The organism is Phycisphaeraceae bacterium (assembly GCA_019636675.1).
In the GTDB taxonomy this organism is placed as follows: domain Bacteria; phylum Planctomycetota; class Phycisphaerae; order Phycisphaerales; family UBA1924; genus JAHBXC01.
The window spans coordinates 53,459-66,637 of sequence record JAHBXC010000005.1 but is presented as its reverse complement, the minus strand read 5'-3'; the positions used below and the strand labels follow the sequence as shown (position 1 = coordinate 66,637).

Genomic DNA, 13,179 nt, shown 5'->3' with positions numbered 1-13,179 from the left:
GAGATCGATCGCCTGTTCCCACGCCGAAACTCCGCCCGGCGCACTGACAACAGCGTAGCGAACGCGCCAAGGGGCGTGGGGCCCCGACGCACGAAAACCGCGCAAAGCCGGCCCGAGCCGGGGGCAGTCCGCTACGCCCGCGAACACCGGGCAGTTCCTCCATATCCTTCCCCAGTGCGCCACCCCGACGACCACATCTTCCAGCACACCCCCGACACCCTCAAGCAGTGGTGCGTTGATCACGGCATGCCCGCGTTCCGCGCCGCCCAGATCCTCGAGTGGGTCTATCAGAAAGGCGTCGTCGATCCCGATGAGATGACGAACCTCTCGAAGAAGGATCGCGACATCCTCAAGGCGGAGATGACCTTCCTGTCGGGCGCCGTGCTCGGTCACCAGTTGGCGACCGATGGGACGCAGAAGCTGCTGATCCAGTGGGAGGATGGGGATGAGGGAGCAGGGAGTGGGGAGCAGGGAGCGGGGGGGGAGGGGGAAAAGACAGGCGCCGGGATCTCGCTGCCGCTGTACCGACCGGGGCTGGTGCCCGACTCCAAGCGCCAGACCGAAACGGTGATGATTCCCACGCCCTCGCGCAAGACGGCGTGCGTGTCGAGTCAGGTCGGCTGCCCCGTCGGCTGCAAGTTCTGCGCGTCGGGCCTGTCCGGGCTCGACGGCTCGCTGACCGCCGGGCGCATCGTCGAGCAGGTCTGGCGACTCTCGCGCCTGCCCGATGTCGGGCGCATCACCAATGTCGTGTTCATGGGCATGGGCGAGCCGCTGGCGAACTTCGCCGCCGTCACGCACGCCGTGCGCACGATGGCGGCGCCCTGGGGGCTGGGCATCTCGGCGCGCAAGATCACCATCTCGACCGTCGGGCTCCACCAGGCGATCGAGAAACTCGCGCGAGAGTTCGACCTGCCCGTCACCCTCGCGCTCTCGCTCCACGCGCCCGACGACGCGCTCCGCCGCCAACTTATCCCCTGGGCGAACTTCACAAGCATCGAGCAGTTGCTCAACGCCTGCTCGGTGTGGTTCAAAAAGACCGGGCGCGAGATCACCCTCGAGTACACCTTGCTCCGCGGCGTGAACGACCAGCCCGAGCACGCGATGCAACTCGTCACCCTCGTCAAGCGCATGAAGAACGAGGCCGGGGGCCAGGCCAATGTGAACCTCATCCGCTACAACGAGGTCAAGGGCATGCCCTTCGAACGCCCCAACACCGCCGATGTGCACGAGTTCCAGGAGATCCTGCGCCAGCGCGGCGTGAATGTGCACATCCGCAAGTCACGCGGACGCGACATCGCGGCGGCGTGCGGGCAGTTGAGGCATGAGACGGAGAAGGCGCGGGCGTAAACGCGCCGATCAGTTCGGCCGCGCCCTCGCCTGCAACTGGAACATTGACCAGCGCACCCCCGCCCGCTCGTCCGCCTCGTCGAGGACGACCTGCGCCACGGAGTATCGCTCCCCGCAGCAGCGGCAGCGAAGCAGGGACGCCCCGCGATCGATGGCGCCGAGCGCGTACCGACATCGCAGGCAGCGCGGCGCGTCGAACCAGGCGCGGGCCGTGCGCCGGGCATGATGTCTCAGCAGGAGCGGGATCGTGAGAAACATCGCGATGCTCACCGCCCCCGCTGGCAGGATGACGATCGGCAGCCAATCGAGCGTTCGCTCCATGGCGGCGACATTCTCTTTCGACGGATCGGCGAGCGAGGGCGACAAAGCGCCGTAAAAAATGAACAGCGGGCCTTGCAGTATCGCGAGCGGGATCAGGTACACCGAGAGTGCGAGGGGACTGATCGTCGCGCGTCGGTAGATCGTGTCGCGTGGCTTCAACAGGACCGCGGCGGCGTAGGCGTCGTCGGTGACCGAGGTGCCGCACGCGGGGCAGACGCGCTCCGTCGCGTCGCAGGTCGACCAGGACGAAGGCCCGTCGTTGCGCAGGGTGCGCCCGCAGCGGGGGCACTCCACGCGCGCCGCGTAGAGCACGCGCTCCCGCTCGCGGACGCGTCGGACCCAGTGCACATTCCCCAGCGCCGCCGCGACCGGCACGCTCAGCACCAGCGCGAGCATCACGACGGTCATCACCGGGCCCGGTTGAAGCATGAACAGAAGCGTGAGCAGAAGAATGACCGTCGCGAGCATCACGAGCGCCAGCCCGAAGGATGCGCCCACGGAGCGCCAGGTCCAGGCCACAACAGCGGAGCGCGGCGCGAAGAGCGCGCTCATCGCGTCCGCTCGCTCCACGATGAGTCTCGCTTCTCTGATATCCATCGTCGATCCCTCCCGGGCTGACCACGACAGCCCCCTCGGCTCAGCGTCAGCATACCAACACGGAGCGGTGCGCCAAGGAGAATCAGCGCGCCGGGAAGAGGCGGGCGTCCGCCCGGGCCAGGTTCGAGTCCCGGATCGCCACGGCGGTCGACAGCATTGCGTCGCACGACGCGCACCGGAGGATCGGCGAATCGAGGGCGTCCGGCGGGAAGGGGGCGTCGCACTCGACGCAGAACGGGGCGTCGAGCCACCGCGCCGTCCTGGCATCGGGGAAGCGATGGGCGCGCGGCAGGGTATAGATCAGCCCGGCGCCGAAGGTCAGGAAGACCACGAGCATGCCCCACACAAAGATCTGGTTCGAGCCGGCGAGCCCGAGGCGTTCCAGGAAACGCCCCAGCGGCGCGAGCGCGAGCATGCCTCCGAAGAACACCGCAAGCGGCCACAGGCCCGTGACGATCCCCCGGAGCGATCGCTGGTGCTTCACGCGCAGCCGCGCACGCAGCGCGGGGAGCGTCGCCGCGGCGTAGACATCCTCCGAAACCGCGTTCGCGCACTCCGGGCAGACGCGGATCGCCGAGTCACGGGTCTGCCAGTGCGCCGGCCCGTCCTCGCGCAGGATGTAGCGGCAGCGCGGGCAGAGCATCTTGTCCGTGACGCCGCGCGTCTGCGCCGCACGCCGGGCACGCAGCCAGCGACGGGTGAACAACGCCCAGATGATCGCCGGGACCATCGCCGCCCACATCGAGGCCGAGACGGAAAGGCCCCAGTGACGCAGGACGCCGGCGAGCGCTTGATAGGCAACGCAGAACACCACGATGTACACCAGGAAGATGGCGTAGCGACGGGGCGTCATCACCGTCGAGTCGAGCGCGGAGCGGATCGAATCCGCGCGAGTCGCGATGCTGCGTGCGTGCTGTAGGTCCAAGGTCGGATCCCTCCCGGTGATCGGATCTGGTCTTACCGCGAATGGCTGTCACCAGACTGCGATGGCGGGCGCGGCTGGGTTGAGTGGCCCCGCGGCCAAGGGACAGGCGTTGACGGACCCACTACGGCCCGCGCCGCCAGTGATTCAAATGTCCCGACGGCGGTCGACATCCGCGTGTCGCACGATTCGCAGCGGAGGATCGGCGAGTCGAGCGATCCCTCCGGGAAAGGCGTGTCACACGCCGGGCAGAAGGGAGCATCCAGCCATCGCGCGGCGGCGAGGTTGACGCTTCGTTTGAAACGCAGCGTTGTCAGCAGGGCGATCGACATCACGACCGCCGTGATGGGAAGCACGAGTAGGAAGAGGAGAGCGTCCGGGCTTTCGTGCCCACGGCGTTCAAGCCAGTCCGACGCCGGCCGAAATGCGATCCAGAAGCCGAAATAGAGCGCCGGCAGTATCATGGACACGATGATCCACCCCGGCCTCCGGCCCGCCCTTCGCCAAAGTTCGCCTGGGAGCGTTGGCAGCGCGGCGGCCGCGTATAGCTCGTCCGTGATCGTCTCTTTGCACGACTGACAGACGCGCGCCGTGTCATCGCATGCCTGCCAGTGCGCGGGCCCGTCCTCGCGAAGCACGGCGCGGCAGTGAGGACAGAGCATCGTCTCACGCGCCTCGTGGAGGCGCCTGCGGTTGCGGCGGTTGAACACCGTGAACACAACGACCGCCGCGAGCACCACGAACATCCCGGGATACATCTCCAGGCTCTGTGTTGAAACGCCGCGGTCGAGAAACCACGGGCGGAGAGCCGCAGAGATCGTGAACACTGTGAGAGCGATCAGGATACCGACAAGAGTCGTCAATCGCAGTGCCCCGGAACCGTCGAGGCTCGGTCGCACCTTTTCGGCGCGGGTCGCGATGTCTCGTGCGTGTGCGTGGTCCATACCGCGGTTCGAAGTCGACGGCTGCTAGAACGGGGCGAAGCCCAATATACAGCGGGCAGGCCGCCGTGCCCAGAGATTTCACCCCCTCCCGAACCGCTTCTCCAGTTCCCGGATCGGCACGCGGATCGTCGTCGGGCGCCCGTGGGGGCAGTTGCTCGAGCGCTCCACGCGCTCGCGCAGGGAGAGCATCTCGGTCAGTTCGGTCTCGCTGAGTTTGTCGCCCGCCTTGATCGCGGCCTTGCACGCCATCATGTCGAGCACCTCGTGCAGGGCCTCTTCCTTGCCCGCCGCCAGCCCTCGCGCGTCGGCCTTGTCGAAGAGGTCGAGCAGGAACTCCCCCGCCTCGACGCCGCGCTCGAAGAGGAAGGAGGGGAACGCCTGGATCGCGACCGACGCGTGCCCGATGGCGTTGGCTTCGACGCCGAGTTTCGTGAGCACGCCCTGCAGGTCGTCGAGTTTGCCCATCTGGTGCGCGCCGACCTCGACGACCACCGGCGTCAGCAGGCGCTGCGATTCGAGCGAGCCCTTCTCGGTCACGCGCGCGAGGAGTTTCTCGAACATCGCGCGCTCGTGCAGCGCGTGCTGATCGATGATGATCAGCCCGTCCTCGTCCTGCGTCACGAGGTACGAGTTGTGCACCTGCAGGATGCGGTCGACCGGGCGCGGCGCCGGCATCTGTTCACGCTGCGCGAACGGCTTCGTCTCTGCGCCGGCAGCAACCGGCGCAGCATCGTCAGCGATCGAGGAGTCCAGCGACTGCTCCCCTCCCGCTCCGGGGGCCGGGAGGGGGGAGGGGGAGGGCTCTTCGCTTTCCTCTCCAACCCGCTTCTTCCACTCCCACACCGGCGTCAAATCCTTCGCGCGCAGCGCGTCGCGGCACGCGCGGTACACCGTCTGGTGCACCAGCGACGAATCGCGGAAGCGCACTTCGCTCTTGGTGGGGTGGACATTCACATCGACGCCCGCCGGGCTCATCTCCAGCAGCAGCACCGCGGTCGGGTACTTGCCGGGCTCGACGAGCCCCCGGTACGCCTCGGCGAGCGCGTGCTGGATGGTTCGGTCGCGGATCGGGCGCCCGTTGACGAACACATGCTGGGCGCGCGCGGTCGAGCGCGCGATCGAGGGCAGCCCGATGAGGCCCCACAGCGCGACGCCGCGCGCGTCGTCGAAGGTGTCGGCGCTGATCTCGAGGAGTTGCGAATCATGCTCGCGTCCCAGCACCTCGAGCACGCGCTCGCGCGGCGACTGGTTGGGCGGGTACTCGAACACCGTCCTGGGCTCGGCGGTCTCGCTCAGGATGCGCAGGGTGAAGCCGACCTGCGCGTGCGCGAGTGCCGCGTCGCGCACGACCTCGGCGCAGCGTGTCTGCTCGGTCGCGACGGTGCGCAGGAACTTGCGCCGCGCCGGGGTGTTGAAGAACAGCGTGCGCACGCTCACGCTCGTGCCGAAGGGCGCCGAGCAGGGCGTGGGTTCGCCGATCTGATCGCCCGACGCGTCGATCGACCAGCCACCGACGCTGCCGGCGGGCCGGCTCCTGATCGTCATGCGCGAGACCGAGCAGATAGAGGCGATGGCCTCTCCCCGGAAGCCCATGGTGGCGATGGCGTCGAGGTCGTGGATGTCGCGGACCTTGCTGGTGGCGTGGGGCGCGAGCATGAGCCGGGCCTGCTCGGCGGGCACGCCGCAGCCGTCGTCGACGACGCGGACGAGTTCGACGCCTCCCTGCTCGAGTTCGACGACGATGCGCGTCGCGCCGGCGTCGAGGGCGTTTTCGAGGAGTTCCTTCACCACCGACGAGGGGCGCTCGACGACCTCGCCCGCGGCGATCTGGTTGACCACCAGCGCCGGGAGCGCGCGGATCTCTCTGGTCGGGGGCTCGGCATGAACCGGGGGCGGCGGGGGCATCGGCCAGAGTCTACGGCGCCCGGCGGGCGACCCGAAAGAGCGCCGATTCCCTACACTCTCACGCCATGGCGGACACGATTTTCGGCAAGATCCTGCGCGGCGAGGTCCCCTGTCACAAGGTCTACGAGGACGACCATGTCTTCGCGTTCCTCGACATCGGCCCGCTGAGCGAGGGGCACACGCTGGTGATCCCCAAAGAGCCCGCCGCCACGATGGACGCGCTGAGCGACGACTCGGCCGCGGCCCTGGGTCGGGCGCTGCCCCGCCTCTGCCGCGCCGTGATGAGGGCGACGGGGGCGAAGGAATACAACCTCTTGCAGAACAACGGCGAGATGGCGCACCAGGCGGTGTTCCATGTGCACTTCCACATCATCCCCAAGTACGACGGGAGCAAGCGCGCCGCCAAGGGGGAGGGGCTGGCGCTGCACTGGCAGGCCGGGACGCTCCACAAGGACGACGCGGCGGCGCTGGCGAGGGCGATTTCGCAGGCGGTGTGAGGCGACGAGTCAGTCGCACGACGCCCCGAAGTTCGCCAGCACCATGTTCAGGTCCGCGAAGTTCACGACGCCGTCGTCGTTCACGTCGCCGGGGAGGCCCGGGCCGCTCTGGCCGAAGGCGCTGAGCACGGTGTTCAGGTCGGCGAAGTTCACGGCGCAATCCCCGTTGGCGTCGCCGGCCGGGAGGGTGACGAACGATCTGGGACCGTTGCCCGCGCTCGTCTCTCCGAGGTCGTTCCCCGCGAAGACGCTCCAGAACAGCCGCTCTCCCGGGGGCAGCCCCGCGGTCATCACCGAGGCGTGAAGTTCGGTCGCGTGGAGTGGCAGCGACACGACGATATCGGTGAATCCGGCGTCGCGCGCGATCCTCAGCACGGCGGTTTCGGCCTCGAAGGGCTGCGTCCATGTGAAGGTCTGGGCGCCCCTGGGGGCGAGGGCCCCGTCGGGCGGCGAGACGAGCGCGAAGCCGGAGGGCAAGGCGGGGGCCACCGGCGTTTCGAACATCCAGACGATCGCGGGGCCGAAACCGGGCAAGCCGCTGACAGCGAGACCGCTCTCGCCGGCGGCGAGATGCGCGAGAAGGGTGCTCGGGTTCTGCGCCGTGATGTCGAGCCGCTCGGCCTGCATCCATCGATCGGCGCCGCGTCTGTAGCGCAGCACGCTGGCGGACACCCCGGGCTGCATCGATTCATGCTTGATGAACATCGAATCGTCGTGGATCGCGATCGCGTGCCCGAACTGGTTTCCGAACTGCTGAGGGTTGGGCAGAGGGTCGAGGGGCCTGATGAATTGTGGCTGCGACCATTCGCCGTTGATCCGGCGGAGCGCGAGCACCGACCCGAATCCGCGCAACTCCGGGGCGCCGACCGTCGTGAAGTTCTGGTCCGGCGACGACACCACCATGTCATCTCCGGCGATCGCCAGGAGCGCCGGCGCATCCAGCGCGGTCACCTGGCCCGCGGGGGAGGTGATCTGGCCCACTTCGGTCCAGACGCCGTCGACCCGCTCGTAGACATGGATCGCTCCAGCGATCGGGTGCGGAACATTCTGCGCGATGCGGCTGCCGACGAGGACGCGGTCCCCATCGATCGCCACGGGCCACCCGAACCGCGAGTCGGGCTGCGTCGCCAGAGGATGCGAGATGGTTTCCTTGAGGGTAAAGGAGTTCCCGTCTCGTTCGTAAATGCACAAGCGCCCCCGCGAGCCGAAGAACGCAGGATCCCCGATCGCGATGAGCGAGAGATCGTCCGACACCGCCGCGGCGCGCCCGAAGTCCAGGGTGGCAACCGGCGGCAGCGGGAGCACCGAGAGGAAAGTCAATGAGTCGCCATCGCGCTCGAAGATCTGCAGGCGGTTCGACTGTCCGAACTGGCTCCGCGCCAGCAGTCCCCCCGGCGACACCACGAAGGAACTCGCGAAGGTTGTTGTCTGCGCCGGAGGGTGCACCTCGCCGATGCGGACCCAGTCATTCTCGACTCTGCGAAAGAGCGCTATCCAGCTCGACGGCGATGCGCTGGGCCGCGTCGCCCTCGCGAGAAGCAGGCCGTCGCTGATGACCATGCCGATCCCGATGCCTTCTTCGCCGAGCGCGGGGTCCGCGGTGATCACCCGCGGCGTCTGGTCGCCGAGCGGGGGCGCGAACGACCGGCGCTCGGACGGTGGCTCAAGCCACGACGCGATGGCGAACCCCGAGGTGAACAAGATTGTGCCGCCGAGCAATGCTGACAGGAATAAGCGCTGCATGCGGGATTCCTCGGGGGGAAAGAGTCTATGGGACGGGATCGGGCGAGCCGTGCTCAGTGACCTTCGCTCAGTCGCACGACGCCCCGAAGTTCGCCAGCACCATGTTCAGGTCGGCGAAGTTCACGACGCCGTCGTCGTTCACGTCGCCGGGGAGGCCCGGGCCGCTCTGGCCGAACGCGCTGAGCACCGCGTTGAGGTCGGCGAAGTTGACCACGGCGTCGCCGTTCGTGTCGCCGGGGCAGTCGACGATTCGCCGGATCTGGATGCCGTTGAGCGAGGAGAGGACCGACGAGCCGGGGACGCCCGAGTGCATGCCCATGCGTCCGTCGGTGACGGTGACGAGGAAGCGGGCGAAGGTGACGCCCTCTTCGTGCGCGCCGGGCCAGGCGCCGCCGATGAAGGTAGGGCCGGGGGTGGCGAAGTCGACGCTGACGCGGTTGATGGACGAGGGCTGCGCCGGGGTGATGGCGTAGAGGGTGACCTCGTAGTCGCCGTTGAGCATGTCCTGGAAGAAGATGCACGCGTCGAGCGGGTTGTTCTGGCTGGTGAGGGCGTCGTTGAGGAGGTTGGCGTCGTCGGCGCTCGCGCCGGCGTTGGGCGCGGAAATAAGGCCCGTGCCCCCGATGTTGTAGATCTTGGCGGCGACGGCGTTCCCCTGCAGGTCGACCAGGGGTTGGCGCTCGCCGAAGGGCATCACCTGGAAGGTGTTCCACACCCCCGGCAGCCCGGCGGCGGCGTACGACGACGAGGGCGACGACGCGGGATCGCCGAACTCGATGTTGAACGACTGCGCGTGCGCCGACGCGGAGCAGGCGGCGAGGAGGAGCGTGAACGAAGCGATCGCGTGGCGCATGACGGGTTCCTTGGCCCCCGGGGACGGAGCCACTGTCCCGGAATCGGGGCGCCGGGTCAAGAACTTTCTGAGGGCAAAGCCCCCGGATGCCCCGGAAGAGCCCCCGAACGCCTCTCGGCGGTGGGTGTCACGCCAGCGTGCGCAGTTCGACGACGAAGTAGACGATCGCGCCGACGGCCGCGAGCGCGCCGAGGACGCCGAGCGCGCCCCACGCGAACCAGTACCGGGGCGTGACGGGGGGCAGGGGGCGGAGCGTGGCGCGGTCGCGCCGGTCGGGCTCGGCGGCGAGGGCGTGGGTCTCCAGGGGCGTGCGCAGCGCGACCCACGAGCCGACGGCGAGGGCAGCGCACATGACGAAAATGAGCGTGAATTGTGTGATCGCGAGCGCAGGAAGCAGCCACGGGTAGCGATCACTCAGATGATGTGAGAGAGGGAGAGTTACGACGCAGACAATCACGAAGGGGACGAATGCCGAGAGCAGCGCACCGGAGAACCGCATGAGCGGTTGACGAGAATGCCGCAGGCGGAGAGTCGGGACGGCGAAGCGCGACATCAGTAATCGCGCCCCTGCGCCCCCGCGGCGGTGTCGTGGAGGCGCCGGGGTCGCTCTTCGGGGAGGTGCGCGTTGGGGTGGGGGTCGCTCGCGTTCTGGGGGTTGAGGGACTCGGCGTGCCCGTCGGCGAAGACCATGGGGGTCTTGTGGGTCGGCATGCCGTCGACCAGTGGCGGGCGTTTGCGCAGGTACGAGGTATGCCAGTCGTACATGCCGACCTTCGTCGCGGGGAACGCGACCTCGGAGCGCCGGACCTCGGTGGCGAACTCGGCGAGGCGCTCGGGCGGCATCGACTGTGCCGCGGGCGTCCAGACCGTGCCCTTGACCGTGAAGGCGGGCATGAAGAAGTAACTCGCGATGAAGCCGGAGTTCTCTGGGTCTGTGCGCCCGGGGCTCGTGAACACGGGGCGGAACTCGTGGAACGGCGCGATGTCGCGTACGACGGCGTACCAGTGCGCCGTCGTGAGGTACGACGCGCCGACCTCGGTGGACGACCCGATGCCACCCATGCCCGGCGGGCCGTAGGGAGTGTTGGGCCTGCAGCGCGGGTAGGCGTTCTGGTTGGCGTCGGCGTATTGCTCGACCACAGACCAGCACTGGCGCGCGTTGTTGAGACTCACCGCTTCGAGCGCGAGGGAGCGCGCACCGACGAGCGCGGGCGTCAGCAGGGCGATGAGCAGCCCGATCACGCCGATCGCGACGAGCACCTCGATGAGCGTGAGCGCGCGGCGCATGGCGGTTCCCTTAGTACACGGGTACGAAGGCGCGGCTGGGGCGCTCAAAGTCGTAGACCGCGATGCGCCACAGGCGCCACGGGTCGCCGGGGCGGTGGCGCGCCATCCAGAAGCCCAGCATGGTGTTGGACGCGGCGCCGGTCGTTTTGTTGATATGCATGACAGGCACAATGCTCTCGACGATCGCGTCCATGCGCTGGCCCTCTGCGGGGAGTCGGGGGAAGCGGTTCGAGGCCGCATAATGCCCAAAGCGCAGTTCGTCTTCCGGCGCTTCGAAGGGGCCCCGGCCGTTGAGGTAGCGCACTCTGATGCGTGGTTTGGCGGCGTCAATTGGTGAGCCAGCGAACCCGGACCCGTTGTGCGTCCAGATGATCATGAACTGTTCGGACGACGCGTTGCTCTCATCGTCGAGGATCGGGTGCAACGCGCCGGAGGCGCGGAGCCACGCGAGGTAGTCGTCTTTCGAGCCGGAGAGAAGGGGGCGCAGGGCGGCGGCGGTCTCGCGCGCGATCGCGGCGCGATCGGAACTTGTCAGTGTGTTCGAATTGCTCGGTATGGACGCGCTTTGCAGCGTCGATGCGAGGGCATCAAGTGCTGGAAGTAGTTGAATAGCCGAAGTCAGTGTGGCGTACTCCGGCGCTTCGAGTTCCGTATCGACGGCATGATATTCGATGGGTGTCGGCGTTGGTTTGTTCCACCACCTCACGATCGATGGGCCTGCAACGACCCAGGCAGCAGCAGCGACACCTAGCATTGCAAAGAAGGTTGCAGCAATGGTGCGAGAGCGCGCTTTCACATGGAGCTCCAAATCACATCGAGATCAGGGAAGTTCGCCTGGATCAGGATCGAACCCCCCCGGCCCTTGGCTGTCTGGCACATAGCAGTGGCAGCCACAACTCAAGACGATTCCACCCGAACTGATGAAGCACGGACCGACAACCTTACCGTCCGGGCATGCGGGACCAGTGCACTCGATGATCATTGACCCGTGATCAGGGACATTCACCGTGCAAACGGCTTGGCCGTTCGGTTGATTTCCTCAGGCAGGCGAGCATGCCCAGACAGACCCTGCAAGCGCGAAGCCGAGGACGCCGATGGAGGCGAGAATCGTTGCTTTCATCTGAGTTCTCCCGAAGATTGCCCTCATGCCACGACCCGGTGTCGCCGCATTCATGCATAATCTAGAGAGAGAGAGATAGACGCAAGACCAAAATCGCTCGTGGCGCGAAAGTTGTGCAAGTTAGTGCCCGCGTGTCACAAATCTGTGCTTTTCCGGCCCCGAGTGTCTCAAAAATGAGACATCACACCACGCTCGCCAGTTTGTTCACCGCGTTGAACGCCGCCACCTTGTAGCACTCGGCGAGGGTTGGGTAATTAAACACGGCGTCGACGAAGTAATCGACCGTCGCGTTGAAGGCCATCGCGGCCTGTCCGATGTGGATCAGCTCCGTCGCGCCCATGCCGATGGTGTGCACGCCCAGCACGGTGCGGCTCTCCTGGTGGACGAGCATCTTCAGCATGCCGGTCTCGTCGCCCATCATCTGCGCGCGCGCGATCTCGCGGTAGTGCGCGATGCCGGCCTCGTAGGGGATGCCCTCTTCGGTGAGTTGCTGCTCGGTCCAGCCGACCATCGAGACCTCGGGGATCGCGTAGATGCCGTAGGGGAACAGCCGGGGCGTGGACTTCACGCGCTTGCCGAACATCATCGAGGCGCACAGGCGTCCCTGCTCCATCGAGGTGCTGGCGAGGGCGGGGAAGCCGATGACATCGCCCACGGCGTAGATGTTCTCGACGCTGGTCTGGTAGCGGTCGTTGACCTCGATGCGCCCCCGGCTGTCGGCGCTGAGCCCGGCGGCGACGAGGTTGAGCTTGTCGGTGTTGCCCTGGCGACCGACGGCGTAGAGCACGCAGTCGGCGTGGAGGGTCTTGCCGGATTCGAGGGTGATCTCGGCGAGTTTGTCGATGTTGACGCGCGTGCCCTCTGGCGGGTCCATGACGCGGATCTTGACGACCTTCTCGCCCAGGCGCAGGGTCATGCCCCCCTGGCGCAGGGTGTACTGGAGCGCCTCGCCTATCTCGTCGTCGAGGAACTCGAGGACGCGGTCGCGCCCTTCGATGAGGGTGGTGCGCACGCCGAGGCGCGACATCATGGAGGCGTATTCGGTGCCGATGACGCCGCCTCCGACGACGATGAGGGAGCGCGGGACCGAGGGCAGTTTGAGGAGCGTGTCGGAGTCGACGATGTTGCGATCGTCGAAGGGGATGTGGTCGGGGCGGGCGGGGCGTGTGCCGGTGGCGATGATGATCTTGTCGGCGGTGACCATCTCGGTGCGCCCGTCGTCGTTGGTGACGCCCAGGGTGTTGGCGGATTCGAAGGAGCCGCGCCCGTTGAGGACGGTGATCTCGTTGGCGATGAGGTGTCGCGAGAGGACATCGACCTCGGCGGCGATCACTTTGGCGCAGAAGGCGGTGAGGTGGTCGAAGCGCGACGCGCGCCCGTTGCGATCGGGGTCGGCCGAGGCGCGGAAGGGGTCTCGATAGACGGGGAGGCGTTCGACGCTGGTGTAGGAGAGGATGGCTTCGCGCAGGGACTTGGAGGGGATGGTGCCGGTGTTGATGGCCGCGCCGCCCACGACGCGCTGCTTCTCGACGAGGCAGACGGATTTGCCGAGTTTGGCGGCCTGGATGGCCGCTTTGGAGCCGGCGGGTCCGGCGCCGAGGACGGCGAGGTCGAAGTGGCGCATGGCGTGGTGCTCTGGG

Annotated in this window: 12 protein-coding genes; 2 read left to right on the top strand and 10 right to left on the bottom strand. The window is 67.5% G+C overall.

The window, feature by feature from the left end; genetic code table 11:
• Positions 1–174: 174 nt before the first annotated feature.
• Positions 175–1,350: a 23S rRNA (adenine(2503)-C(2))-methyltransferase RlmN gene (gene rlmN / locus KF684_13055; protein ID MBX3353855.1), complete on the top strand. Its 1,176-nt coding sequence runs from the start codon at positions 175–177 to the stop codon at positions 1,348–1,350.
• 9 nt (positions 1,351–1,359) lie between these two features.
• Here the strand turns inward: rlmN and KF684_13050 are convergent, their stop codons facing one another.
• From KF684_13050 to mutL, 4 genes are all read right to left on the bottom strand, one after another.
• Entirely contained in the window at positions 1,360–2,268 is a 909-nt protein-coding gene (locus KF684_13050; protein ID MBX3353854.1) for a hypothetical protein, read from the bottom strand.
• A gap of 82 nt (positions 2,269–2,350) precedes the next feature.
• Positions 2,351–3,193 (bottom strand): hypothetical protein, encoded by an 843-nt coding sequence (locus KF684_13045; protein MBX3353853.1) that lies wholly within the window; start codon positions 3,191–3,193, stop codon positions 2,351–2,353.
• 32 nt (positions 3,194–3,225) lie between these two features.
• Positions 3,226–4,134, bottom strand: coding sequence for a hypothetical protein (locus KF684_13040; protein MBX3353852.1), 909 nt, complete (start codon positions 4,132–4,134; stop codon positions 3,226–3,228).
• A gap of 78 nt (positions 4,135–4,212) precedes the next feature.
• On the bottom strand, positions 4,213–6,039 hold the full coding sequence (mutL, locus tag KF684_13035; GenBank protein MBX3353851.1) for a DNA mismatch repair endonuclease MutL: 1,827 nt from the start codon (positions 6,037–6,039) through the stop codon (positions 4,213–4,215).
• 65 nt (positions 6,040–6,104) lie between these two features.
• Here mutL and KF684_13030 point away from each other — a divergent pair, with 65 nt between their 5' ends.
• Positions 6,105–6,536, top strand: a complete 432-nt coding sequence (locus KF684_13030) for an HIT family protein (GenBank protein ID MBX3353850.1) — start codon at positions 6,105–6,107, stop codon at positions 6,534–6,536.
• A gap of 9 nt (positions 6,537–6,545) precedes the next feature.
• Here KF684_13030 and KF684_13025 read toward each other — a convergent pair whose 3' ends face one another.
• From KF684_13025 to sthA, 6 genes are all read right to left on the bottom strand, one after another.
• On the bottom strand, positions 6,546–8,279 hold the full coding sequence (locus tag KF684_13025; GenBank protein ID MBX3353849.1) for a hypothetical protein: 1,734 nt from the start codon (positions 8,277–8,279) through the stop codon (positions 6,546–6,548).
• A 67-nt stretch (positions 8,280–8,346) separates the two neighbouring features.
• The gene (locus tag KF684_13020) at positions 8,347–9,132 is read right to left on the bottom strand and encodes a hypothetical protein (protein MBX3353848.1); all 786 of its coding nucleotides are present in this window, start codon (positions 9,130–9,132) and stop codon (positions 8,347–8,349) included.
• Between the two features lie 127 nt (positions 9,133–9,259).
• A complete protein-coding gene (locus tag KF684_13015) occupies positions 9,260–9,631 on the bottom strand; it encodes a hypothetical protein (GenBank protein MBX3353847.1) in 372 nt (123 codons plus the stop codon).
• Between the two features lie 53 nt (positions 9,632–9,684).
• A complete protein-coding gene (locus KF684_13010; protein ID MBX3353846.1) occupies positions 9,685–10,419 on the bottom strand; it encodes a type II secretion system protein in 735 nt (244 codons plus the stop codon).
• Between the two features lie 10 nt (positions 10,420–10,429).
• Positions 10,430–11,215, bottom strand: coding sequence for a hypothetical protein (locus tag KF684_13005; GenBank protein MBX3353845.1), 786 nt, complete (start codon positions 11,213–11,215; stop codon positions 10,430–10,432).
• Between the two features lie 505 nt (positions 11,216–11,720).
• Positions 11,721–13,163: a Si-specific NAD(P)(+) transhydrogenase gene (sthA, locus tag KF684_13000; GenBank protein MBX3353844.1), complete on the bottom strand. Its 1,443-nt coding sequence runs from the start codon at positions 13,161–13,163 to the stop codon at positions 11,721–11,723.
• Between the last annotated feature and the right edge of the window lie 16 nt (positions 13,164–13,179).